The sequence below is a fragment of the Glycomyces salinus genome (assembly GCF_016428645.1).
In the GTDB taxonomy this organism is placed as follows: domain Bacteria; phylum Actinomycetota; class Actinomycetes; order Mycobacteriales; family Micromonosporaceae; genus Glycomyces; species Glycomyces salinus.
Genome location: NZ_JAELXW010000001.1, coordinates 52,859 through 76,725, shown reverse-complemented (window position 1 = coordinate 76,725; position 23,867 = coordinate 52,859). Strand labels below are relative to the sequence as shown.

At 69.4% G+C, this 23,867-nt stretch carries 22 protein-coding genes; 19 read left to right on the top strand and 3 right to left on the bottom strand.

Annotated elements, in window-relative coordinates:
* Positions 1 to 36 precede the first annotated feature (36 nt).
* From JFB92_RS00360 to JFB92_RS00335, 6 genes are all read left to right on the top strand, one after another.
* Entirely contained in the window at positions 37 to 417 is a 381-nt protein-coding gene (locus JFB92_RS00360) for a hypothetical protein (protein ID WP_199033771.1), read from the top strand.
* 129 nt (positions 418 to 546) lie between these two features.
* A complete protein-coding gene (serA, locus tag JFB92_RS00355; RefSeq protein WP_199033770.1) occupies positions 547 to 2,145 on the top strand; it encodes a phosphoglycerate dehydrogenase in 1,599 nt (532 codons plus the stop codon).
* Between the two features lie 124 nt (positions 2,146 to 2,269).
* Positions 2,270 to 3,310 (top strand): 3-isopropylmalate dehydrogenase, encoded by a 1,041-nt coding sequence (locus JFB92_RS00350; protein WP_199033769.1) that lies wholly within the window; start codon positions 2,270 to 2,272, stop codon positions 3,308 to 3,310.
* Positions 3,311 to 3,494: 184 nt separating this feature from the next.
* The gene (locus JFB92_RS00345) at positions 3,495 to 4,592 is read left to right on the top strand and encodes a branched-chain amino acid aminotransferase (RefSeq protein ID WP_199033768.1); all 1,098 of its coding nucleotides are present in this window, start codon (positions 3,495 to 3,497) and stop codon (positions 4,590 to 4,592) included.
* Between the two features lie 147 nt (positions 4,593 to 4,739).
* Positions 4,740 to 5,333, top strand: coding sequence for a hypothetical protein (locus tag JFB92_RS00340; protein WP_199033767.1), 594 nt, complete (start codon positions 4,740 to 4,742; stop codon positions 5,331 to 5,333).
* On the top strand, positions 5,330 to 6,508 hold the full coding sequence (locus JFB92_RS00335) for a PrsW family intramembrane metalloprotease (RefSeq protein ID WP_199033766.1): 1,179 nt from the start codon (positions 5,330 to 5,332) through the stop codon (positions 6,506 to 6,508). The genes JFB92_RS00340 and JFB92_RS00335 overlap by 4 nt, the downstream gene beginning before the upstream one ends.
* A 6-nt stretch (positions 6,509 to 6,514) precedes the next feature.
* Here the strand turns inward: JFB92_RS00335 and JFB92_RS00330 are convergent, their stop codons facing one another.
* Both JFB92_RS00330 and JFB92_RS00325 read right to left on the bottom strand, forming a co-directional pair.
* Complete coding sequence (locus tag JFB92_RS00330) at positions 6,515 to 7,147, bottom strand: hypothetical protein (RefSeq protein WP_199033765.1); 633 nt, start codon at positions 7,145 to 7,147, stop codon at positions 6,515 to 6,517.
* A 138-nt stretch (positions 7,148 to 7,285) separates the two neighbouring features.
* Positions 7,286 to 8,338, bottom strand: a complete 1,053-nt coding sequence (locus tag JFB92_RS00325) for a polyprenyl synthetase family protein (RefSeq protein ID WP_199033764.1) — start codon at positions 8,336 to 8,338, stop codon at positions 7,286 to 7,288.
* 94 nt (positions 8,339 to 8,432) lie between these two features.
* Between JFB92_RS00325 and metF the strand changes: the two genes are divergently transcribed.
* The 7 genes from metF to JFB92_RS00290 all read left to right on the top strand — a co-directional run bounded on the left by metF (position 8,433) and on the right by JFB92_RS00290 (position 15,606).
* The gene (gene metF, locus JFB92_RS00320; protein ID WP_233162082.1) at positions 8,433 to 9,365 is read left to right on the top strand and encodes a methylenetetrahydrofolate reductase [NAD(P)H]; all 933 of its coding nucleotides are present in this window, start codon (positions 8,433 to 8,435) and stop codon (positions 9,363 to 9,365) included.
* Between the two features lie 25 nt (positions 9,366 to 9,390).
* The gene (locus JFB92_RS00315; RefSeq protein WP_199033763.1) at positions 9,391 to 9,999 is read left to right on the top strand and encodes a hypothetical protein; all 609 of its coding nucleotides are present in this window, start codon (positions 9,391 to 9,393) and stop codon (positions 9,997 to 9,999) included.
* A gap of 35 nt (positions 10,000 to 10,034) precedes the next feature.
* Positions 10,035 to 10,415, top strand: coding sequence for a tetratricopeptide repeat protein (locus JFB92_RS00310; protein ID WP_199033762.1), 381 nt, complete (start codon positions 10,035 to 10,037; stop codon positions 10,413 to 10,415).
* A gap of 194 nt (positions 10,416 to 10,609) precedes the next feature.
* A complete protein-coding gene (locus JFB92_RS00305; RefSeq protein WP_199033761.1) occupies positions 10,610 to 11,101 on the top strand; it encodes an SAV_6107 family HEPN domain-containing protein in 492 nt (163 codons plus the stop codon).
* A gap of 202 nt (positions 11,102 to 11,303) precedes the next feature.
* Positions 11,304 to 13,085 (top strand): aspartate--tRNA ligase, encoded by a 1,782-nt coding sequence (aspS, locus tag JFB92_RS00300; protein WP_307788972.1) that lies wholly within the window; start codon positions 11,304 to 11,306, stop codon positions 13,083 to 13,085.
* A gap of 179 nt (positions 13,086 to 13,264) precedes the next feature.
* Entirely contained in the window at positions 13,265 to 14,626 is a 1,362-nt protein-coding gene (locus JFB92_RS00295) for a serine/threonine-protein kinase (protein ID WP_307788971.1), read from the top strand.
* A 98-nt stretch (positions 14,627 to 14,724) separates the two neighbouring features.
* Positions 14,725 to 15,606: a hypothetical protein gene (locus tag JFB92_RS00290; RefSeq protein ID WP_199033759.1), complete on the top strand. Its 882-nt coding sequence runs from the start codon at positions 14,725 to 14,727 to the stop codon at positions 15,604 to 15,606.
* A gap of 58 nt (positions 15,607 to 15,664) precedes the next feature.
* On the opposite strand, the gene JFB92_RS00285 is transcribed toward JFB92_RS00290, so the two are convergent.
* Entirely contained in the window at positions 15,665 to 17,404 is a 1,740-nt protein-coding gene (locus tag JFB92_RS00285; protein ID WP_199033758.1) for a carbon starvation CstA family protein, read from the bottom strand.
* Between the two features lie 293 nt (positions 17,405 to 17,697).
* On the opposite strand from JFB92_RS00285, the gene JFB92_RS00280 reads away from it, so the two are divergent.
* From JFB92_RS00280 to ruvX, 6 genes are all read left to right on the top strand, one after another.
* A complete protein-coding gene (locus JFB92_RS00280) occupies positions 17,698 to 19,083 on the top strand; it encodes a replication-associated recombination protein A (protein WP_199033757.1) in 1,386 nt (461 codons plus the stop codon).
* Entirely contained in the window at positions 19,073 to 19,654 is a 582-nt protein-coding gene (locus JFB92_RS00275) for a hypothetical protein (protein ID WP_199033756.1), read from the top strand. Before JFB92_RS00280 ends, JFB92_RS00275 begins: the two co-directional genes overlap by 11 nt.
* Positions 19,655 to 19,834: 180 nt before the next feature.
* Entirely contained in the window at positions 19,835 to 20,338 is a 504-nt protein-coding gene (locus tag JFB92_RS00270) for a DUF948 domain-containing protein (RefSeq protein WP_199033755.1), read from the top strand.
* 49 nt (positions 20,339 to 20,387) lie between these two features.
* Positions 20,388 to 20,675, top strand: coding sequence for a hypothetical protein (locus tag JFB92_RS00265; protein ID WP_199033754.1), 288 nt, complete (start codon positions 20,388 to 20,390; stop codon positions 20,673 to 20,675).
* 20 nt (positions 20,676 to 20,695) lie between these two features.
* Entirely contained in the window at positions 20,696 to 23,374 is a 2,679-nt protein-coding gene (gene alaS / locus JFB92_RS00260) for an alanine--tRNA ligase (RefSeq protein WP_199033753.1), read from the top strand.
* Between the two features lie 7 nt (positions 23,375 to 23,381).
* Positions 23,382 to 23,864, top strand: coding sequence for a Holliday junction resolvase RuvX (ruvX, locus tag JFB92_RS00255; protein ID WP_307788970.1), 483 nt, complete (start codon positions 23,382 to 23,384; stop codon positions 23,862 to 23,864).
* Positions 23,865 to 23,867 lie beyond the last annotated feature (3 nt).

Here is a 23,867-nt window from a genome sequence, read left to right as displayed (position 1 = left end):
CCGGCCCTGGCTCAGACGCGTCCGCGCGAGATAACCGTGGTCCGCTACCTGCTGGGGGTCGCCATGGTGTTCTGCCTGTTCGGCAACGTCATGGCCGTCGCCCAGTTCATCCGCGACCCCGACCCCATGATGCTGGGCTTCGCGGCCGGCCTCGCCCTCTTCGCCTTCCAGGCGGCGGTCTCCCCGGGCCCGCTCGGGCGCGGCGCGCGCTGGGCGTGGACCTACACTTTCGTCAGTTCCGTGCTCGGCCTCACCGGCGGCATCCCGGCCATCGTGATGGGACTCATGGGGTTCGCCTCGCAGTCGTGGCTGCTGCCGTTCGGCCTGGTCTGGACCGGGCTCTACTGCACCGCCATCACGCTGCTCTCCACGCCCGAGGTTCGCGCGTGGATATTCGGTCGAACCCTGGGACGGTGAATTCCAGGATTTGGACGGTCGGCGGTCCGTGAGGAGCTGTTAACGCGTTCGACATACCATTGGCCGCGACGACGCAGCGCCGCGCCCGGTCCGCCGTCCTGTCTCCATACCTTTGCGAGGTACGTACCCATGACCGAACCCAAGCCCGTCGTGGTCGTCGCCGACCCGCTCGCGCCAGCGGCCATCGAAGTCCTCTCCAGCGACTTCGACGTCCGGGAGATCGACGGAACCGACGTCGGTTCGCTCCACTCCGCTCTCGTCGACGCCGAGGCCGTCATCGTCCGCTCCGCCACCACGATCGACGCGCCCGCCCTGGAAGCGGCGCCGAAACTCAAGGTCGTCGCCCGCGCCGGGGTCGGCCTCGACAACGTCGACCTGCCCGCCGCCACCGAGCGCGGCGTCATGGTCGTGAACGCGCCGACCTCCAACATCGTCTCGGCCGCCGAGCAGGCCATCACGCTGCTGCTGGCCAGCGCGCGCCACACCGCCCGCGCCGACGCCTCGCTGCGCGAGGGCCGCTGGGACCGCAAGAAGTTCACCGGCGTCGAGATCCAGGGCAAGACCCTCGGCGTGGTCGGCTTCGGCAAGATCGGCCAGCTGGTCACCACCCGCATGCAGTCCTTCGGCATGGACGTGGTCGCCTACGACCCCTACGCGCTGCCCTCGCGCGCCGCGCAGTTGGGTGTGCGGCTGGTCGAGCTCGACGAGCTGCTGTCGGTGGCCGACTTCATCACCGTCCACCTGCCGAAGACGCCCGAGACCGCCGGGCTCCTCGGCGAGGACGCGTTCAACAAGGCCAAGCGCGGCGTACGCATCGTCAATGCCGCCCGCGGCGGCCTGATCGACGAGTCCGCGCTGCTGGCGGCCCTCCAGGACGGCCGGGTCGCCGCCGCCGGCCTCGACGTGTTCGACTCCGAGCCGTGCACCGACTCGCCGCTGTTCGAGCTCGAGAACGTCGTGGCCACGCCGCACCTGGGCGCCTCGACCCGCGAGGCCCAGGACAACGCCGGGCTCGCGGTCGCCAAGAGCGTCAAGCTCGCCCTCTCGGGCGAGTTCGTCCCGGACGCGGCCAACGTGCAGGCCGGCGGCGTGGTCGCCGAGGACGTGCGCCCGCTGCTGCCGCTGGCCGAGCGCCTCGGCCAGACCTTCACCGCCCTCGCCGGCGGCGCCTTCCAGTCGGTGACCGTCGAGGTCCGCGGCGAAGTCGTCGACAACGACGTGACGGTGCTCCAACTGGCCGCCTCGAAGGGCCTGTTCACCGACGTGGTCGACTCGGTCACCTACGTCAACGCGCCGCTCGTGGCCGAGCAGCGCGGTGTCGAGATCGGCCTCTACACCTCCGCCGAGTCGCCGGAGTTCCAGACCCTGGTGACGCTGCGCGGCGCGCTCGTCGACGGCCGGAGCCTGACCGTCTCGGGCACGATCAGCCCCACCGCGCACGCCGGGCTGCGGCTGACCGAGATCGACGGTTTCGAGCTCGACATCGACCTCGACGGCTCGCTGCTGTTCCTGCGCTACACCGACCGGCCGGGGGTCGTCGGCCTCATCGGCGGCACCCTGGGGGACCTGGGCATCAACATCGCCGCGATGCAGGTGGCACGCAAGGCCGCAGGCGGCGAGGCGGTCATGGCCATGGCCCTGGACGCCCCGGCGCCGGCCGAGGTGCTCGGCCGCATCAAGGAGTCGGTCGGCGCGACCGGGGCGAAGGCGGTCACGCTCAAGGACTAGTCGGTTCCATCTGCTGAGAGCCGTTTGTCGGAATGCGGGACGGGTGCGTTATGGTGAATGCACCCGCCCGCATTTCGTTCTCCGCCGGCGGGATCAGCGGAACCAGGCAATCCAGAGAGGCAGCATGAGCAGGATCGCGGTCATCCCCGGCGACGGGATCGGACAAGAGGTCATCGCCGAGGCGCAGAAGATTCTCGCCATCGCACTGCCCGGTTACGAGGCCACCGAGTACGACCTCGGCGCCCGCCGCTACAACGCCACCGGCGAAGTCCTCCCCGACAGCGTGCTGTCCGAACTGGACTCCCACGACGCGATCCTCCTGGGCGCCATCGGCGACCCCTCGGTCCCGCCCGGTGTCCTCGAACGCGGCCTGCTGCTGCGGCTCCGCTTCGAGTTCGACCAGTACGTGAACCTGCGGCCCAGCCGCCTCTACCCGGGCGCGGCCACCCCGCTGGCCGACGTCAAGCCCGGCGACATCGACTTCGTGGTCGTCCGCGAGGGCACCGAGGGCCTCTACGCCGGTGCCGGCGGGAACCTCCACGAGGGCTCCTCGGCCGAGATCGCCACCGAAGAGAGCCTGAACACCCGCTACGGGGTCGAGCGGGTCATCCGCGACGCCTTCGAGCGCGCCAAGCGCCGCCGCGGCCACCTGACCATGGTCCACAAGACCAACGTGCTGGTCCACGCGGGCGGACTCTGGCAGCGCGCCTTCGACGACGTCGCCGAGGAGTACCCCGACGTCGAGACCGCCTACCAGCACGTGGACGCCGCCGCGATGTTCCTGGTGAGCCGGCCCCACACGTTCGACGTGATCGTCACCGACAACCTGTTCGGCGACATCCTCACCGACATCGCCGCCGCCGCGACCGGCGGCATCGGTCTGGCCGCCTCCGGCTGCATCAACCCCGACCGCACCCACCCCTCGATGTTCGAGCCGGTCCACGGCTCGGCCCCCGACATCGCCGGGCAGGGCATCGCCGACCCGATCGCCGCGATCGCCTCCACCGCGCTCCTGCTGGACCACCTGGGCCGCGGCGACGCCGCCGCGGCCGTCAACGCCGCCGTCGAGCGCGAACTCGCCGCCCGCGAGCCCAACGCGCCCGTACGCACCGCCGAAGTCGGCGAGCGAGTAGCCGCCGACGTCGCCGGGCAACTGCGCAAGTAGACGAACCAGCTCTCAAAGCGCCCGGCGAGTGACACTCGCCGGGCTCCTCTGCGTCTCGCGACCTTCGACGAGAAGCGCGTTTCCATGTCGACCGTCAACCCCGGCACGACGAGCCTGACGACCTGAACGAGCGGTAAGTTAGGCGAAAGACCGATATTCCAGGCTCTGACCGAAGGAAATACCCATGACCAGTGAAGGTCTTCCCGACCTGCGGCGCGAACCGCACCCGAACCCGACTCCCGCGGACGAACGCGAGCGCGTCCTCGCCGACCCCGGCTTCGGAACCCACTTCACCGACCACATGTTCACCATGACCTGGACCGAAGGACGGGGCTGGCACGACGCCCGCCTCGGCCCCTACGGTCCGATCACCCTCTCGCCGGCCGCGGCGGTCCTGCACTACGCGCAGGAGATCTTCGAGGGCATGAAGGCCTACCGTTACCCCGATGGCGGCATCGGCCTGTTCCGGCCCGAGGCCAACGCCAGGCGCCTGAACATCTCGGCCGACCGCATGGCCATGCCGCACCTGCCCGAGCAGTGGTTCATCGAGTCGATCCGCGAGCTGCTGTCCGTCGACGGCGACTGGGTTCCGGCCCAGGAGGAGGCCAGCCTGTACGTGCGGCCCTACGTGTTCGCCGCCGAGCAGTTCCTGGGCGTCCGCCCGGCGAAGGAGTACCGGTACATGGTGATCGCCTCCCCGGCGGCCGCCTACTTCAAGGGCGGGCCGAAGCCGCTGACCCTGTGGGTCTCCGAGGACTACAACCGGGCCGGGCCCGGCGGGACCGGCGCGGCCAAGGCCGGCGGGAACTACGCCGCCAGCCTGCTTCCGCAGGCCGAGGCGATCGATCACGGCTGCGACCAGGTGGTCTTCCTGGACGCGGTCGAGTACAAGTACGTCGACGAGCTCGGCGGGATGAACCTGTTCTTCGTCTACGAGAACGAGCAGGTCCTCTACACCCCGCAGCTGGGGACCATCCTGCCCGGTATCACCCGCGACGCGATCTTCACGCTCGCGGCCGAGTCCGGCTGGGAGGTCCGCGAGACCAAGTACTCGATCGACCGCTGGAGGAACGACGCCGAGTCCGGCGCGCTCACCGAGGCGTTCGCCTGCGGCACCGCCGCGGTCATCACGCCGGTCGGGACGGTCAAGGGCCGCGGAGGCGAGTTCCAGATCGCCGGCGGCGAGGCCGGCAAGTTCACCATGCAGCTGCGGCAGACGATCCTGGACATCCAGCACGGCCGCGCCGCGGACACGCACGGCTGGACCATGCGCGTCGCCTGAGCCCGACTCAGGGCCGCCCGCATATCGGTCGGACCGTTTAAAGGTCAAACTGCGGGCAGAGTCTGGTTCCCTCCCCGTACCCTTGTATGCACGCGCGGGGGACAGGCGGGACCCCGCGTCTCGCGCGTCGAGGCTCGGGGAGGGGACTTGGGCGAGGTCACCATCCGGTTGAACCGGCTCGGTCTGGAGAAGGGGCGCATGTGGCAGGCCCTGGCCGCCGCCATCGCGATCGTGCTGCCGGTGTTGGCCTGGACCGGCGCCGAGCGCCTGGTCGGCGAGCCGGTCGAGCAGTTCGCCCCCGGTGAGACGATCACATTGGAGTCCACTCCGGCCCCGAACGCGCAGTTGCAGTTCCTGCCTCCCGGCGACGGCTGGACCACCGAGCTCAATCTCTCGCGCTTCCGCATCAACCTCGAACGCGGCAAGATCTCGGCCTCGGTCCAGGTCGACACCGATGTGGGCAGCCTTCGCACGCTGCTGGACCGGCGCGCCGAGCGCCTGACCACCACCCAGCCGGGCCTGGCGGCCACCAACGTGCGCGAGTACCGCAACGCGGTCAACGGCCTGACCGGATACCGGGCGGACCTGTACGGCCGCAGCGTCGCCGGGTCGATCGTGGTGGTCGGCAACGGCGACGGCGCGGCGGCCACGCTGATCCTGCTCTCACCGGCCGGTCAGCTCGACGGCGGCACGGCGGTCGCAGACGACTTCGTCTCGAGCTTCGTGCTGAGCGGCCGATGAACGTCCACACCGAACGCCTCGTCATCGAGAGCCAGGGCGCCTTCATCCGGGTGCGCCGGCCGGCCTACTGGCTCTACGTCGGCTGCCTGGCCTTCGGCCTGATCGGACTCGGCCGGGTGCTCTCGCCGGACTACGACGACATCGCCGGGGCCCTGTGGGCCTCGATCGGCGTCAACGCGGTGCTGGCGATCGTCTTCCTGTGGATCCTGGCCCGCCTGGACCTGTTCGAGCGCGAACCTGTCACCGTCAGGGCCGCCGCGATGTGCTGGGGCGGCCTGGCCGCGGTGTCGTTCGCGATGATCGCCAACAACGCGGCCCTGGTGGTCCTGGCCGACCTGGCCGGCACCGGCTGGGCCCGCACCTGGGGGCCGGCGATCGCCGGGCCGGTCAACGAGGAGTGGATCAAGATCCTCGGCGTGGTGCTGCTGGTCCTGATCGTCCGCGAGCACTTCGACCGGTCCATCGACGGCCTGATCTACGGGGCGCTGGTCGGGCTCGGCTTCCAGGTGGTGGAGAACCTCACCTACGCGATCAACTTCGCCGTCATCAACCCCAACTCGGACCTGTCGGGGTCGATGAGCGTGACCGTCACCCGCGTCCTGGTCGCCGGGCCGTGGTCGCACCCGCTCTATACCGGCACCGCCGGGCTCGGCATCGCCTACTTCGTCACCCAGCACCGCCGCCCGCTGCGGGTGCGCGCCGGGGTCGCGGCGGGCCTGTTCCTGCTGTCGGTGGCCATGCACGCCCTGTGGAACCTGCCGATCACCCCCGCGCTCAGCTCCTGGCTGACCGTGCCGCTGACCTACGGCAAGGGCCTGATCATCCTGGCGCTGTTCTTCGTGCTCTACCACCTGGCCGCGCGCGCCGAGTGGCGCTGGTTCGTGACCACCATGTCCGACCAGAGCGAGGCGGTCGTCACCACCGAGGACCTGACCACGATGCGGTCGCTGCGCAGCCGCCGCAGGGCCCGCAACGAGGCCGCCAGGCAGTGGGGCAAGCGCGCCGCGCACCTGCACGGGCGGCTCCAGCGCGAACAGGTGAACCTGGCGACCCTGCTGGCGCGCGAGCAGCGCCGCGGCGCCGACGGCGGCGAAGAGGCCCCCGACGTGGCCGCGGTCAAGCGCAACATCGCCGCGATCCGCGCCGAACTCTCCGAGGTCCGCACCGCGGCCTGACCGACGCTACGAGGACGGGTCCGGCTGCGGGCTCTCGCTCGGAGAGCCGGTGTCGCTCGGACTGGGCTCGTCGCTCGGCGTCGGGTCGTCGCCGGGTTCGTCGGTCGGTTCGTCGCTCGGCTCGGGTTCGGTCGTGGTCGTCGGGTCCGGGTCCGGTTCATCGGACTCGGTCGGGCTGTTCTCTTCCGAAGGAGTGCTCCCGCCCGGGGACTCGACCGGGTCGAGCCCCGGAGTCAGCGGATTCGACGGCTTGGTGCCGCCGGAATCGGGCCGGTCGTCGTCCCCGGGCGGGGCACTGGTCTGTCCGTCTCCGGCGGCCCGCGCGGAATCGCCGTCGCCGGGGCCTCCCGGAGGCTGCGGGTCGGGCTCGGCGTCCTGGGTCTGCGTGTCGGAGTCGAAGCCCCACCAGCCGTCGGTGATGCCCGACTCGTCCTGGTCGGACCCCACGCCCATGATCTCCGGGACCGGGCCGCGCAGGAGCGTCCCCGCGGCCAGGACCCCGCCGGCCACTCCGGCCACGGCCAGCACGCCGATCCTTCTGAACCGCTTGGAGTGGCGCAGGTCGTAGCCGACCGACCGCAATGCGCCCTTGGTCTCGCGCCCGACGGCGCCGAAGATCCCCACAGTCTCTGTCCCCACCGTTCGTTCGTTTCCCTCACAGGGGTCAACGAGCGGATCGACCGCGGGTTACCTCACCGTCACCCGCGCGAGTGGGCCCGGGGACAGAATGGTCCGTTCGGGCGAACCCCATCGGGCGGTTCGGGCCACGATCGGGGGTCAGAAATCGCGCTTGACGGCCTTGACCAGGAGTCCGGCGAAGACTTCGAGCGCGGCCCCGTCGACGGAGTCCCGTGATGCCTCCAGGGCCTCCTCGGCCCGGTCGGCCAGGGCCTGAATGCGCTGCTCGGTGTCGGCCAGCGCGCCGGTGTCCATCAGGATCGCCCGCAGCCGCGCCACGCCCTCCTCGCCCAGCTCCGGGTCGCCCAGGCCCGCCTCGAGCGCGGCGCTCTGGGCGGGATCGGCCGCCGCCGAGGCCCGCGCGACCAGGAAGGTGTGCTTGCCCTCGCGCAGGTCGTCCCCGGCGGGCTTGCCGGTCTGGGCGGGGTCGCCGAAGACGCCGAGCACGTCGTCGCGCAGTTGGAACGCCTCGCCGAGCGGGAGACCGATCGCCGAGTAGTGCTCCCGGATCCGCGGTCCGGCCCCGGCCAGCGACGCGCCCAGCAGCAGCGGGCGCTCGATGGTGTACTTGGCCGACTTGTAGCGGGCCACCTTGAGCGCGGTGTCCTCCGAGACGTCGCGGCGGACCTCCGAGAGGACGTCCAGGTACTGCCCGGCGCTGACCTCGGTGCGCATCAGGTCGAAGTCCGACCGGGCCCGCGCCACGGCCTCCGGCGCCATTCCGGCCGAGCACAGCAGCTCGTCCGACCAGGCCAGGCACATGTCGCCGAGCAGGATCGCCGCGGCCCGCCCGAACTCGTCGGCCCGGCCCGACCAGCCCTCGTCGGCGTGGAGGGCGGCGAAGCGGCGGTGGATCGAGGGGGCGCCGCGGCGGGTGTCGGAGCCGTCGATCAGATCGTCGTGCATCAGCGCCGAAGCCTGGAGCAGCTCCAGGGACGAGACGCAGGCCACCAGCTCCGGCGAGTCGCCCAGGCCGGCGCCGCGCGCGCCCCAGTAGGCGAAGGTGGGGCGGATCCGCTTGCCGCCGCCGAGCACGAACGACCGGGCCGCCTCGGCGTAGACCTCGAGTCGCCCGTCGATCCCGCCGATGACGGCGGCCCGGCGCTCCAGGAAGGCGGAAAGGGCGGATTCGATGCGGTCTTTGAGCTCCACGGTTCGACCTTATGCGTACAAGGGTCCGTCCCAACTATTGGGTGGAGACGCCTGCAGGTCAGGACACGTGTACCGGAACCGTTACCGTTGCCGTATGACCCTTGGAGTCGCCTCAGTGATGCCGCAGCAGACCGCCAAGATCGGCGATCTGCTCCGTTCCGGTACCCCGAGGTTCTCCTTCGAGATGTTCCCGCCTCGTTCGGAGAAGGACGAGGCGACCCTGTGGCGGACGCTCCGCAACCTCGAGCAGCTCGGCCCCGACTACGTGTCGGTCACCTACGGCCAGGGCGGCAAGACCAGGGACAAGACCATCGAGACGACCGACAGGGTCATCTCCGAGACCACCCTGCTGACCATGGCGCACCTGACGGCCGTCGACCACACGGTGAGCGAGCTGCGCAACCTCATCGGGCATTTCGCCAACGTCGGGGCCCGGAACATCCTGGCGCTGCGCGGCGACCCGCCCGGCGACCCCCAGGGCGAATGGGTCAAGTGCCCCGGCGGCATCGAGCACGCCCGCGAGCTGGTGGAGCTCATCAAGACCTCCGGCGACTTCAGCGTCGGTGTCGCGGCCTTCCCCGAAGGCCACCCCCGGGACGTCGACTGGGAGACCGGCGTGCGCCACTTCGTGGAGAAGTGCCGGGCCGGGGCCGACTTCGCGATCACCCAGATCTTCTTCGACGCCGAGGACTACCTGCGGCTGCGCGACGCGGTCGCCGCCGCCGGATGCGATGTCCCGATCGTCCCCGGCATCATGCCGGTGACCAACATCAAGCAGATCGAGCGGTTCGCGGTGCTGACCGGCATGGTCTTCCCCGAGGATCTCGCCGAGCGGCTCCGCGCGGTCGAGGACGACCGGGACGCCATCCGGGACATCGGCGTCGAGGTCGCGACCGATCTGGGACGGCGGCTGCTCGACGAAGGGGCGCCCGGTCTTCACTTCACCACCTTGAACCACTCCCGCTCCACCCGTCGCGTCTGGCAGAACCTCAACGGCGGCAAGAGAGGGACTAGGGCGCACGCCTGAGGGCGAAGTCTGCTAGAACATCTCCATGCGAACCCGCTTGCCCGCCGACTCCCTTGTGGGCAGGGCCATTCTGTCGACCCGCATCGGTCCCGGGGCGGTCGTCGGCCTCGGTCTGACCGCCAGCCTGCTCGTGCCCGTCATGGTCGGGCTCGGCGGAGGCTTGGTGCTGGTGTCGCTGCCGCTGATCGCCCTGACGGCCCTGGCCGACTCCTCGCTGGCGCTGCTCGCGAGCCGCGCGACCGGATTCTCGCGTCGGGTACTGGTGTTCGACACGCTTGCGGCGCGTCTGTCGGAGGGCGCCTGGCTGCTGGCCCTGTGGAACCTCGGCGCGCCCGGCCCGGCAGTCGTGTTCGCCGGGGCGCTGTGCTGGATCTACGAGCAGACGCGCGCCCGGGCCCGCCAGGTCGGCCTGCGCGACCTCGGCATGGTCACGCTGGGGGAGCGGTCGGTGCGGCTGTTCACGGTCGCCGTCGGCCTCGGCGCGGCCGGCGTGATCACCTTCGCGGGCGGCGGCGAGTACGAGACCTGGGTGTCGGGATCGGTCACCATCGCGACGGTCGGCTGGCTGCTCATGGCCGCGCTCGGGCTGCTCCAGCTGGTGATCGTCGTCTCGGCGGCGCTGCGCAGAGAGTAAGGAATTCACCGGGCGCCGCCGTTGTTGGTCCGATCATGCGCCACGACCAGATCACCGACGACCAGATCGCCGCCTTCATCGATTCGGCCTCGCGGGAACGCCAGGTACCCGAGGAGACGCAGCGTCTGCGGGACGCCGAGGAGATGCTCGCCAAGCGCGACCCGCTGGCGGCGCTCAAGTTCCTCGAACCGCTCCTGCGGGACCACCCGGAGCATCCGGACGTCATGCTGACCGCGGCGCGCGCCTACTTCAAGAGCGCGCAGCTGAACCGGGCCCTCGCCCTGTCCGAGAAGATGGTCGATTCGAACCCGGCCGACTTCTACGCCCGGATGCTGCTGGGCCGCACCCTGCAGCGCCTGGGCCGCCGCGACGAGGCCAAGGGGCACCTGAACATGATCGAACAGCTCGGTGAATAGACCGAGCGACCAGGGCCGCACCGGATCTTCCGGTGCGGCCCTTTTTCGTTGCACCGCAACGCACAAGCTGTCCGATTGACGACAGACGGTAGCCTGACGGCGATTTCCGGTAGCCGTGGGGGTTCAAATTGTCGGACCCATGTGGTTCCATATTCCTCGAACGCAAGTTCGAACACGGTTTTATGGAGGCCCCCATGGCTGCTTCTCGACCCGGAGCCACCCGGTCCACCGCTCGCCTCGTGCAGGCCGGGACGGTCTCGAACACCCGCCTGCGCATCCCGGCCGACCAACTCCCGAACCGCTCCCCGCTCCAGCTGCTGGCCGGAGCGCGAGCCGACCTCGACGACGCCGCCGAGCAGTCCCGTCCAGGCCAGCGCTACGCCGAGGCCCACATGGCGGCCCTGCGCGTGGCCGCCGCGGTGCTCGCGGTGCGAGCCGGAGACGTGGCCATGAGCCGCCGCAGACCCGGACGCCCCTCCAGTACCTGGGAGCTGCTCAAAGGCGCCGCCCCCGAGCTGGAGGAATGGGCCTCGCACTTCGCCCGCACGGCCCGTAAGCGCGTCCTGGCCCAGGCCGGCATCCCCGACATCGTCACCCCAGAGGAGGCCGACACGATCGTCGCCGACGCGCGCCGCTTCCTCGACGTGGTCGTCCGGCTCCTCGGCTTCAGCGCCATCCCGCGCTAGCGACCGCGTGATGCCCGACACCGCGAGGCGGTCGGGCACGCACAGCGGCAGGCGGCGCATTCCGAGGCCCGGGCGGGCGGATATACGATTGCTGGCGGTGCAGGCCGTTCGCGACAATGCAACCAGAGACCGGTGGCCCTCGCGAACCATCGACCAGCAGCCGACCATTCATCCGCCAGATCCTTCGAGGAGTTTTGAGCCCGTGTATCGGACACACCTCGCCGGCACCCTGAGTGCCGCTGACGTCGACCAGCAAGTCACCCTCGCCGGATGGGTGGCGCGGCGCCGCGATCACGGCGGGGTGGAATTCGTCGATCTGCGCGACGTCTCGGGCGTCGTCCAGGTCGTCTTCCGGGACTCCGAGGCCGCCAAGGCCGCACACGAGCTGCGCAATGAGTTCTGCATCCAGATCACCGGCGTCGTCGCCCGGCGCCCGGCCGGCAACGAGAACCCCGAGCTCCCCACCGGCGAGATCGAGGTCACCGCCGAGTCGCTCACCGTCCTGTCCGAGGCCGCGCCGCTGCCGTTCCAGATCGACGACCACATCGATGTCTCCGAGGACGTGCGGCTGCGCCACCGCTACCTCGACCTGCGGCGCACCGCCCCGGGCGAGGCGATCCGCATGCGCTCCCAGGCCAACCACATCGCCCGCAACCTGCTGGCCGAGGACGGCTTCGTCGAGATCGAGACGCCCACGCTGACCCGCTCGACCCCCGAAGGCGCCCGCGACTTCCTGGTCCCGGTCCGCCTCCAGCCCGGCAACTGGTACGCCCTGCCGCAGTCCCCGCAGCTGTTCAAGCAGCTGCTCATGGTCGGCGGCTTCGAGAAGTACTACCAGATCGCCCGCTGTTACCGCGACGAGGACTTCCGCGCCGACCGCCAGCCCGAGTTCACCCAGCTCGACATCGAGGCGTCCTTCGTCTCCCAGGAAGACATCGTCGACCTCGGCGAGCGCGTGACCGCCGCCCTGTGGAGCGAACTGGCCGACTACGAACTGCCGCGCCCGCTGCCGCAGCTGACCTGGCACGACGCCATGGACCGCTACGGCTCGGACAAGCCCGACCTGCGCTTCGGCCAGGAACTGACCGAACTGACCGACTACCTGCGCGGCACCTCCTTCCGCGTCTTCTCCGGCGCGATCGAGGCCGGCGGCTACGTCGGCGCGGTCGTCATGCCCGGCGGGGCCTCCCAGACCCGCAAGGAACTCGACGGCTGGCAGGACTGGGCCAAGGCCCGCGGCGCCAAGGGCCTGGCCTACATCGTCTTCAACGCCGAGACCGGCGAGCCCAAGGGCCCTGTCGCCAAGAACCTCTCCGAGGAGCACCTGGCCGGACTCGCGGCCGCCGCCGGCGCCGAACCCGGCGACGCGGTCTTCTTCGCCGCCTCGCCCGACCGCCACGAGGCCCAGGAGCTGCTCGGCGCCGCCCGCCTGGAGATCGGCCGCCGCTGCGGCCTGATCGACGAGGACGCCTGGGCGTTCTGCTGGGTGGTCGACGCGCCCATGTTCGAGCGCACCGACGAGGGCGGCTGGACGGCGATCCACCACCCGTTCACCTCGCCCAACCCCGAATGGATCGACAAGTTCGAGTCCGACCCGGGCAGCGCCCTCACCTACGCCTACGACATCGTCTGCAATGGCAACGAGATCGCCGGCGGCTCGATCCGTATCCACGACCGCGAGGTCCAGAGCAGGGTCTTCGACGTCCTCGGCATCACCCACGAGGAAGCCCAGGAGAAATTCGGGTTCCTGCTCGAGGGCCTGAAGTACGGCGCCCCGCCGCACGGCGGCATCGCCTTCGGCTGGGACCGCGTGTGCGCCCTGCTGGCCAAGTCCGACTCGATCCGCGAGGTCATCGCCTTCCCCAAGACCGGCGGCGGCTACGACCCGCTCACCGCCGCTCCAACGCCGATCACCCCCGAACAGCGCGCCGAGGCCGGAATCGACTTCGAGCCCGAAGCCGGGACCGACGAGGTAGACGAATAGTCATACGATGCCAGGTGAGCGGCTCGAGCCCCTCGGCTCGGGCCGCCAGCTGTTTCACGTGCCAGACTGCCCCTCAATCTCTTCCATCCCTTAAGAGCCTTGCGGGTCGAATTCGGGCGGGCAGAACGTGACTGATATATCTGACACCCGGGCGAGGCAGGAACAAGGAGCGATTCGACGTGCAGAGCGGGACCGAAGTGGCAGGCCGCTATCGGTTGGACGAACGGCTGGCCGCCGGTGGAATGGGCGAAGTATGGAAAGGCTTCGACACCAGACTCGGCCGCAGCGTCGCAATTAAAATACTCCATGCTGGACTATCGGACAACGATAAATTCCGCGCCCGCTTCCAATTGGAAGCCCGCGCCGTGGCGGCGCTCCAATCCCCCGGAATCGTCGCCCTCTACGACTACGGCGAAGAGGAAAGCGAAGACGGCACCCTCGCCTACCTGGTGATGGAGCTGGTCACGGGCCGATCCCTGGCCGAGATACTGCGCGAGCGCGGCCCCCTGCCCCCCGCCGAGGTCATGCGGATCGTCTCCACCGCCGCCGACGCGCTCGAGGTCGCCCACCGGGCCGACATCATCCACAGAGACATCAAGCCCGCGAACCTCCTGGTCGACGAGGAGACCGGCGCGGTCAAGATCGTCGACTTCGGCATCGCCGCGGCCCGCGGCGCCTCGGGCCTGACCGAGACCGGCACGGTCATGGGCACGCTCGCCTACGCCTCTCCCGAGCAGCTCAACGGCCAGGAGGCCACCGGCGCGACCGACCTGTACTCGCTGGGCGTCGTGGCATACGAGGCGCTGATGGGCCAGCCGCCGTTCGTCTCGGACACGCCGGTGGCCGTCATGAGCGGCCACATGCACCAGGCACCACCGCCGCTGAATCGTGACATCCCGCCCGGAGTCGCCCAAGTGGTCCTCCAAGCGCTCCAGAAGGACCCCGGCGCCCGATACACCTCGGCGGCCGACATGGCGCGCTCGGCGCGCGAGGGCCGAGTCGTCACCGGCGGCATCCCGGTGACGCCGTCGACCCCGCCGGAGGGCGCGATGGGCGCCGGCGCCACCCGGACGATGGGCGCCGTCGGAGACACCACCAGCCCGCAGCCGACCAACCGGCTCGAACAGGCCGGAGAGTCCAGGGGACGCGCCGTGCCGTGGCTGATCACCGGCGCGGTGACGCTGGCGGTGGCCCTGATCGTGTCCCTGATCTGGCTCCTGGGTCAGGATGACGATTCCGGAGACATCAATCCGGCCGAGGAAGAGACCAGTTCTGAGGCCCCCACCGAATCGGAGTCTCCCACCGAGGAGGAGACCACCGAGGAGGACGACACCTCCAACTGGGAGCCGACCACCGAGGAGCCCACGACCGAGGAACCCACGACCGAGGAACCCACGACCGAGGAGCCGACCACCGAAGAGCCCACGGACGAGGAACCCACGGACGAGGAGCCGACTGACGAGGAACCCACGGACGAGGAACCCACCGACAGCAATCCGACTACCGAGAACGAGAACACTTCGCCCAACAGCGAGGACTGACCTTGGCCGGTTACGGCGATCCTGGGGCTATGTCGCCCAGCGGCCTTCGATGTAGTCTGGGGATGGGAAACCCGACTCCTAGATATCGGAGGACATCGATGCCTATTCTCTCCGCCCGCCGGGCCGGAGGCACCGCTGCGATCGGTGCGATCGCCCTGGCCCTGGCCGCCTGTTCCGATTCGGACGGAGGCAGCAACGACGAAGCGGAGACCGACGGCAACGCCCAGCAGGGCGCCCAGGCCGCGGTGCTCGCTTCCTACGAGGGCCTGGACGACCAGTCGTACCAGATGGACTCGCACATGACCGTCGACGACATCGACTTCATGGACATGACCTTGCAGGTCGAGGGCGAGTCCTCGCACGCCACCCAGGACATCTACATGAGCGCGATCATGGAGGCCATGGGAGAGGACTTCTCCGGGGACCCGGAGATGGAAGAGATGATGGAGTCGATGTTCGCCGACGCCCACAGCGAGGCGATCGTCGTCGAAGACGTGCTCTACATGCAGTTCTCGGGCGGCGGCATCTTCGAGGCCCTGACCGAGGACTACGGCGAGGACGCCTGGTTCACCCTCGACCTCACCGACGACAGCGAGATCAGCCAGATCTACCAGCAAGTCGGCTCCTTCGATCTGCGTGAGCAGACCGAGCTGATGCTCGACGAGCTCACCGACGTCGAGGAGGTCGAAGAAGGGGTCTTCACCGGCACTCTCGAGGCCGACTCCGAGGCCATGCAGACGCTCATGAACTCCACGGGCGGCACTGCCAACGGAGCAGAGCTGGTCGACGACACCGAGGTCACCGTCACCGTCGACGAGGAAGGGCTGCTCGAGTCCGTCGAGACGACCCTCCCAGAGATCGAGGGCATGACGATTCACACGGTCAGCGAGGTCGTCGAGATCGGCGGGTCCTACGACATCGGCGCGCCCGAGTCGGACAACGTCCACACCTTCGAAGAGTTCGCCGGCTCGCTCCAGTAGCGGAGGCCGCGCGAAAGGGCCGCCGGGTCGATCCCCGGCGGCCCTTTCATGTCGCGCGCTACTTGGCGGCGCCCTCCTCTTCCAGGTCTTCCGACGGCGCGTTGCGCGCCGGGCCCTTCCGTGTGGACCATGCCTCTGCCAGAGCTCGGGCCGCCTCGACGATCATCCAGATCGCGAGCAGGAAGATGACCGCGTCCAGCGGCGCGAGCACCCATTCCCCGGCGTCGATGAAGTTCCGCAGGTTGGTGATCAGCGCCCAGCTGGTCATCGCGACCAGGAACACCAGCGGCACCAGCATCGCCAGCGGGTTGGCGCGGCGCTTGAGCACCCAGACCGCGATCACCGCCAGCGCCAGGCCGGCCAGGAGCTGGTTGGTGGTGCCGAACAGCTGCCACAGCACCCCGAAGGCGTAACCGGCGTCGCCGCCGCCCGGGATGAGCGCTAGCGCCAGCGGCGCGGCGACCGCGATCAGGCCCGCGACCGTGAGGTTGCCGGCCAGTCGACGCCACCCGGCGAGCTGAGCGATCTCCTGGACCACATAGCGTTGCAAGCGGACCCCTGTGTCCATCGTGGTCGCCGCGAAGGAGATGACCACCACGGCCGCGAAGATCACCGCGTAGTCCAGCGGAATGCCGAGGTTGTTGGCGAACGAGGCCACGCCGTCCACGAAGTTCCCGACGGCCCCTCCGGACGCGGTCGAGAAGTCCGGGTACAGGCCGTCCCATTCGGCCTGCGTGGCGGCCACGCCCGCGCCGACGGCCAGGACCGAGCACAGAGCGAGCGTCCCCTCGCCGATGGCCCCGCCGTAGCCGACGTATCGGGCGTCGGTCTCCTTGTCGAGCTGCTTGGCGGTGGTGCCCGACGACACCAGGCAGTGGAAGCCTGAGATCGCGCCGCAGGCGATGGTGATGAACAGGAACGGGAAGATGCTCGGGCTGTCCTCGGGCACGGCGTTGATGGCCGGGGCGACCATCGTGTTCCAGCCGACTCCCACGCCCAGCAGCACGACCGCCAGCGCGATGAAGAGCTGATGGGAGTTGATGTAGTCGCGCGGCTGGAGCAGGACCCACACCGGGATGCGCGAGGCGATGAAGGTGTAGACGAACAGGATCACGATCCACACATTCCGGGTCTGCTCTACCCCGAGCGCCTCGGCCAGACCGGTGATCTCGATGGGCGCGGCCTGGCCGACCCAGATGAGCAGGTACAGGGCCGCCACGCCCAGCAGGCTCGGCACCAGGGCCGCGCCGCGCTTCTTGTAGACGTAGTAGCCGATGAGCATCGCGATCGGGATCTCGCCGAAGATCGGGATCACGGCGCCGGGATTGGCCACCAGCAGGTTGCCGATGACGACGCTGAACACGGCGTTCACCAACGTCAGCAGGAAGAAGATGAGGATCAGGAACAGCGTCCCGGCCCGGGCTCCGATGACGTCCTTGGTGAGGGTGCCGATGCCGCGGGCCCGGTGGCGGACCGACAGCACCAGCGCGCCCATGTCGTGGACGCCGGCGGCGACGATGGTGCCGATGACGATCCACAGCAGGGCCGGAAGCCAGCCCCAGAAGACGGCGATCGCCGGGCCGACGATGGGGGCCGCTCCGGCCACCGACGTGAAGTGGTGCCCGAACAGGACGTGCTTGTTGGTGGGGACGAAGTCGACGCCGTCGTTGTAGCGGTGAGCGGGGGTGGAGTAGGTGGGGTCGAGCCGGTAGACCTTCTGCGAGAGGTATCTGGAGTAGAAGATGAATCCGCAGGCGAACAGCGCTAGTACGGTGATCGCCACGAACAGTGCAGGCATGGGCCGGCCTCCATTTATATGAGCCGTATGAGGCTGAGCAAATTTATGGCTCGCAAGCTTCGCCAAGGGGGCAACTCAACGGTTAAGACACCGTAAAACCAGGCAAACTGCGATGTCAATGCCCGAGCACGGCAAACTGCCCGGAATGCCAGGAATTCAGGGTGTAAAGGGCGAAAAAGTTGCAGTTGTTCGCCGGGAGAACAACTCGCGCCGACGTCTCCAGAGTCGTTCAGGCACTCGACAACCCCCGGTGATGCAACATGCGCATACAGATGGCCTACGCTGGTTCTGACATGGATGCTCCAGGGCTGTTCGAAATCGCCGAGCCTTCCGAACCCAGGCGGGTCGAGGTTCAGGGGGCCGGCACGTCCTCCGGGGACGAGCCGCTTGCCGTGCGCATGCGCCCGCAGACCCTGGACGAGCTGGTAGGCCAGGACCACCTGCTCACCCCCGGCTCGCCGCTGCGGCAGATCGTCGAAGGCCGCCAGCCCATGTCCGTCATCCTCTGGGGCCCTCCGGGCTCGGGAAAGACCACCATCGCCCACCTCGTCGCACAGTCCGACGACCGCCGTTTCCGCGCCATGTCGGCCCTCAACTCCGGCGTCAAGGACGTGCGGGCCGCCATCGACGAGGCCCGCCGCGTCCGCCGCACCGGCGGCCCCCAGACCATCCTGTTCATCGACGAGGTCCACCGCTTCACCAAGACCCAGCAGGACTCCCTGCTCGGTGCGGTAGAGGACCGCACCATCACGCTCCTGGCCGCCACCACCGAGAACCCCTACTTCTCCGTGGTCGCACCCCTGGTCAGCCGCTGCGTCCTCCTGACGCTCCGCGAACTCGGCGACGGCGATGTCGGCATCGTCATCGACCGCTCCATCGCGTCCCCGCGCGGCCTCGACGGGGCCGTCAAGATCACCGCCGAAGCGCGCGACCACCTCGTCCGCACCGCGGGAGGCGACGCCCGCAAGGCCCTCACCGCCCTCGAAGCCGCCGCCGCCACCCTGGCCGACCAGGCGACCGAAGGAAACTCCCCGGACCTGACCGTCGATGTCGTCGAGGCCGCCATCGACACCGCCGCCGTCCGCTACGACCGCGACGGCGACGGCCACTACGACGTGGCCAGCGCATTCATCAAGAGCCTGCGCGGCTCCGACGTCGACGCGGCGATGCACTACCTGGCCCGCATGGTCGTCGCTGGGGAGGACCCCCGCTTCATCGCCCGCCGCCTGGTCATCTTCGCCTCCGAGGACATCGGCATGGCCGACCCGACCGCGCTCCAGACCGCCACCGCCGCCGCGACCGCCGTCGAGCGCATCGGCATGCCCGAGGCCCGCATCAACCTCGCCCAAGCCGTCGTCCACCTGGCCACCGCTCCCAAGTCCAACGCCGTCATCACCGCGATCGACGAGGCCATCGGCGATGTGCGCGATGGCAGGATCGGTCCGGTCCCGGCCGATCTGCGCGACGCCCACTACCGCGGCTCGGCGGAGCTCGGCCACGGCACCGGCTACGTCTACCCCCACAGCGACCCGCTCGGGGTGGTGCCCCAGCGCTACGCGCCCGATGTGATCGCCGGTCGCGACTACTACCGGCCCACCCGCCACGGCACTGAAGGCGAAGTTGCCGAGCGGCTCGCCAAACTGCGCAAGATCGTCCGGAAGGACGAGGATGAGCGGTGAGAGCGCCCCGCCGCCCAGATCCTGCCGCCGCACCTCCGACCGCCTCGCCGAAGCGCTGGCCGCCAGCGGGTCCCGCATCGAGCGTCTGCGGGTGATGGTCCTGGTGATCGCCGGGGTCGCGGTCCTGCTGGTCGGTGCGGTGCTGTGGCTCGGTCGCGCCGTCACCATCGACCCGACTCGCCGCGCGGTCGACGAACTCGACGTACCCGAGTGGGCCGCCACCAGCGTCGGCGACGAGACCTACGGGTCGCGGTGGTGTCTGGGGGAGTGCCGGGTCCGCGTCCGCGCCTGGACTTCCGAGGGCACTGTCGACGACACGCTCGGGGAATTCCGGCAGGCGATCCTGGCGCGCGGCTGGGCTCCTGCCGACGGGGCGACATGCGTTGGCGGGGAGGGCGAAGGCGGCTGCTACGTGCGCGACGAGCTGTTCCTGGAGCTGTGGGTGGTACCCGTGACCTGCGACGACCGTCTCGAATTGTGCGTGGGCTCCGAGGTCACCGCAGTGGTCGCCGCCCAGGCGGCGCTGCCGCGCCTGATCGAGGACAGGAGTAGCGCCTCCGAATCCGGGTAGCCGAGTCCGATGCGACTCCGGGACGCCCCGTTGCGCTTTCTGTCCGGTACCGCAAGGTAAGGTCAGGACCGCACAAATCTACGGCTCCGCAGGCGTCGCCGAGGGGTTGCTCATGTGCGGGAGCCAGGAATCACCATCGACCGCAGTCGGGCGGTCGGTTCTTCAGTCGAGGGGGAAATTGTGCCTGAGGAGTCATTGGCGTTGGAGTTCAACGACGGCTGGGATCTGTTCGCGGCCCTGACCGGAGTCGCCATCCTGATCCTCTGCATCGTTTTGAGCGTGGTCTTGATCAGCCTGCGCAATAAGATCGTCGTGAAGGCAGGCCAGACCCTGGACAAGGTCGACCGCGAGATCGGGCCGCTGCTGCAGAACCTCAACACGACGGTCACCAACGTCAACGGTTCCCTGGTCAAGGTCGACGGCGAGTTGGAGAAGGTCGGTTCGATCACCGGCAACGCCGCCCACATCTCCTCGCAGGTCGCGAACATCACCAGCCTCATCGCCGCCGCTGTCGGCACACCGCTGGTCAAGGCCGCCGCCTTCGGGTTCGGTCTGCGCCGGGCGGTCAAGAAGCGCGGCCAGGAAGTGGACGAAGAGCAGGTGCGCCGGATGGTCGAGGCTTCCAAGCAGACCAAGAAGGAACGCAAGAAGGCCCGCAAGACCTCGAAACGGCGCAAGAAATAAGCATTGGCGCCGATGAGCGACATCGGCGAGTATCGAATCAGGAGCAGCCGTGTTCAAGCGGATGATCTGGGTAGGCATCGGTGTGGCCGTCGGCGTGGTGGTGGTGCGCAAGCTCACCAAGGCCGCGGAGTCCATCACTCCCGGCGGGGTCGCCGACCGCGTGGGCGGCGCCGGTGCTGAAATGAAGGAATCGATCAAGGCATTCTGGTCCGACGTCTCCGAGGCGAAGCGGGCCAAAGAGACCGAACTGTTCGATGCCATCGAGCGCGGCGACGACATCGTGCCGCTGCTGACAGAGGAAGACGACCGAGCCGAAGCCGAGCCAGGCCGGCGCTAGAGCACTGAAGGAGGTGCCCCATGGAGACCGCTGAAATCCAACGTCGGTTTCTGAAGTTCTTCGAGTCCAACGGCCATACGGTGGTCCCCAGCGCACCCCTGCCGGCCATCGACGACCCCAACCTGCTGTTCATCAACGCGGGCATGGTCCAGTTCGTGCCCTATTTCCTGGGCCAGGCCAACCCGCCGTGGAACCGGGCGACCTCGGTGCAGAAATGCCTGCGGACCCCCGACATCGAGGAGGTCGGCAAGACCTCCCGCCACGGCACGTTCTTCCAGATGAACGGCAACTTCTCCTTCGGGGACTACTTCAAGGAGCAGGCGATCCGCTTCGCCTGGGACCTGTCGACCGGATCGGTCGAGTCCGGGGGCTTCGGCCTCGACGGCGACCGCATCTGGGCCACGGTCTACCTCGACGACGACGAGTCGATCGACATCTGGCACAAGGTCATCGGCCTGCCCAAGGAGCGCATCGTGCGCCGCGGCCAGGCCGACAACATGTGGTCGATGGGCATCCCCGGCCCTTGCGGGCCGTGCTCGGAGCTGTACTACGACCGCGGCCCCGAATACGGGCCCGAGGGCGGCCCCGAGGTCGACGAGGACCGCTTCATCGAGTTCTGGAACCTCGTGTTCATGCAGCAGGAGCGCGGCAAGGGCCCTGCCAAGGTGGACTACGAGATCCTCGGCGACCTGCCCAAGAAGAACATCGACACCGGCATGGGCATGGAGCGCATGGCGGCGATCCTCCAGGGCGTCGACAACATGTACGAGACCGACCAGGTCCGTCCGCTCATCGACAAGGCCTCCGAGCTGACCGGGAAGCGCTACGGCGTCTCCACCTCGCACACCGCCTCCGAGTCGCACCCCGACGACGTCCGGTTCCGGATCATCGCCGACCACGTGCGCTCCTCGCTGATGCTCATCGGCGACGGCGTGGTGCCCTCCAACGAGGGCCGCGGCTACGTGCTGCGCCGCATCATGCGCCGCGCGATCCGCGCCATCCGCCTGCTCGGCTACGACAAGCCGGCGCTGCCGGAGCTGCTGCCGGTCGCGCGCGACCGCATGTCGCCGGCCTACCCCGAGCTGGCCGACGACTTCGAGCGGATCTCCTCCTACGCCTACAACGAGGAGGAGTCGTTCCTGTCCACGCTCAAGCGCGGCACGGAGATCCTCGACATGGCGGTCACCGAGACCAAGCGCGGCGGCGGACAGTCCCTGTCCGGCTCGAAGGCGTTCGAACTCCACGACACCTACGGCTTCCCGATCGACCTGACCCTCGAGATGGCCGAGGAGCAGGGCCTGGCGGTCGACGAGAGCGGCTTCCGCCGCCTGATGTCCGAGCAGCGCGCCCGCGCGAAGGCCGACGCGGAGGCCCGCAAGACCGGGCACGTCGACCTGTCGGTCTACCACGAGATCCGCGACACCGGCGGCACCTCGTCGTTCACCGGCTACGTCGAGGACCGCCGCGAGACCGACGTGCTCGCGATCGTCGGCGCCGGCGGACGGGTCCGGGACGCCGAGGTCGGCGACGAGGTCGAGATCGTCCTCAAGGCGACCCCGTTCTACGCCGAGGGCGGCGGCCAGCAGGCCGACACCGGCCTCATCAGCGTCGGCGGCGGAGAACTGGAGGTCTACGACGTCCAGACCCCGGTCGACGGCCTGATCGTGCACAAGGCCAAGGTCGTCACCGGCGGCATCGTCGAAGGCGAGACCGCGTACGCCCGGATCGACCGCAGGCGGCGCGGCGCGATCTCCCGGGCCCACACCGCGACGCACCTGGTGCACACCGCGATGCGGAACTACCTCGGCGAGAGCGCGACCCAGGCCGGTTCGCTCAACGCGCCCGGTCGGCTCCGCTTCGACTTCAACACGCCGGGCCAGGTGCCCGAGTCCGTGCTGAGCGACGCCGAGCAGCAGGTCAACGAGATCCTCGAGCACGACCTCCAGGTCAAGGCGTTCACCACGACCATGGCCGAGGCCAAGGCGCTCGGCGCGATGGCGCTGTTCGGTGAGAAGTACGGCGACGAGGTCCGCGTGGTCGAGGTCGGGGACTACGCCCGCGAGCTGTGCGGCGGCACCCACGCCGACCGCTCCGGCCAGCTCGGGGTGGTCAAGTTCCTCTCCGAGTCCTCCATCGGCTCCGGCGTGCGCCGCGTCGAGGCGCTGGTCGGCATAGACGCCTTCCAGTTCCTGGCGCGGGAGCACGCCCTGGTCAACCAGCTCGCCGGGCTCTACAAGGTCCCGAACGACCAGGTCAAGGACCGGGTCGAGCAGACCATCGCCCAGCTCCGGGACGCCGAGAAGGAGCTGGGTCAGCTGCGCAGTCAGATCGTGCTGTCCAAGGCCGCCGACTACGCGGCCGAGGCGCGGCAGGTCGGCGCGGTGAAGGTCGCGACCGTCAAGGCCCCCGACGGCACCGGAGGCGGCGACGTCCGCAAGCTCGCCATGCAGATCCGCTCCCACCTGAGCGACAACGAGCCGGGCGTGGCGGCCGTGGCCGCCACCTCCGGCGGCAAGGCCAGCCTCGTCGTCGGCGTCAACGCCGCGGCGAAGGCCCAGCACCTGAGCGCGGCCGACCTGGTCAAGACCGCGCTGTCGGGCCGCGGCGGCGGCAACGACGACATCGCCCAGGGCGGCGGCGTCCCCGCCGACCAGGCCGACCGCCTGCTCGACGACGTCCGCCGCGCCGTCGCCGAATAGCGCTCGCGTGAACGACGTGCACAACGGCCCCGCCGCAGTTCAATGGCGGCGGGGCCGCCGTCTCGGCATCGACCTCGGCAAGGCCCGCATCGGCGTCGCGACCTGCGACCCCGACGGCCTCCTGGCCACCCCGGTTGCGACCGTCCGTCGCGACATGAGGACCGGTGGCGAGGAGATTCCACGCGATATACGCGAACTCGCGGAAATCGCATCCGAATACGAGGTAGTGGAGATCGTCGTCGGCCTACCCGTTACCCTTTCGGGTGAGGAGGGATTGGCCGCCGGCCACACCCGGGAATGGGTGGAGCTGCTGGCCGACCATGTCTCCCCCGTGCCGGTAACCCTGACCGACGAGCGGCTCACCACGGCCGTCGCCACCCGCAGACTTCATGAGGGAGGCGTCCGCGGCAAGCGGAAGCGCTCCGTCGTCGACCAAGCCGCCGCGGTGGAGATCCTCCAGCAATGGTTGGATCAGCGGCGAAGGAATTGAATC

Excerpts from the sequence above, each read along its gene's own strand:
- serA (WP_199033770.1), top strand. The coding sequence starts at position 547 with ATGACCGAACCCAAGCCCGTCGTGGTCGTCGCCGACCCGCTCGCGCCA.
- JFB92_RS00350 (WP_199033769.1), top strand. The coding sequence starts at position 2,270 with ATGAGCAGGATCGCGGTCATCCCCGGCGACGGGATCGGACAAGAGGTC.
- JFB92_RS00345 (WP_199033768.1), top strand. The coding sequence starts at position 3,495 with ATGACCAGTGAAGGTCTTCCCGACCTGCGGCGCGAACCGCACCCGAAC.
- JFB92_RS00335 (WP_199033766.1), top strand. The coding sequence starts at position 5,330 with ATGAACGTCCACACCGAACGCCTCGTCATCGAGAGCCAGGGCGCCTTC.
- metF (WP_233162082.1), top strand. The coding sequence starts at position 8,433 with ATGACCCTTGGAGTCGCCTCAGTGATGCCGCAGCAGACCGCCAAGATC.
- JFB92_RS00315 (WP_199033763.1), top strand. The coding sequence starts at position 9,391 with ATGCGAACCCGCTTGCCCGCCGACTCCCTTGTGGGCAGGGCCATTCTG.
- JFB92_RS00310 (WP_199033762.1), top strand. The coding sequence starts at position 10,035 with ATGCGCCACGACCAGATCACCGACGACCAGATCGCCGCCTTCATCGAT.
- JFB92_RS00305 (WP_199033761.1), top strand. The coding sequence starts at position 10,610 with ATGGCTGCTTCTCGACCCGGAGCCACCCGGTCCACCGCTCGCCTCGTG.
- JFB92_RS00290 (WP_199033759.1), top strand. The coding sequence starts at position 14,725 with ATGCCTATTCTCTCCGCCCGCCGGGCCGGAGGCACCGCTGCGATCGGT.
- JFB92_RS00285 (WP_199033758.1), bottom strand. The coding sequence starts at position 17,404 with ATGCCTGCACTGTTCGTGGCGATCACCGTACTAGCGCTGTTCGCCTGC.
- JFB92_RS00280 (WP_199033757.1), top strand. The coding sequence starts at position 17,698 with ATGGATGCTCCAGGGCTGTTCGAAATCGCCGAGCCTTCCGAACCCAGG.
- JFB92_RS00275 (WP_199033756.1), top strand. The coding sequence starts at position 19,073 with ATGAGCGGTGAGAGCGCCCCGCCGCCCAGATCCTGCCGCCGCACCTCC.
- alaS (WP_199033753.1), top strand. The coding sequence starts at position 20,696 with ATGGAGACCGCTGAAATCCAACGTCGGTTTCTGAAGTTCTTCGAGTCC.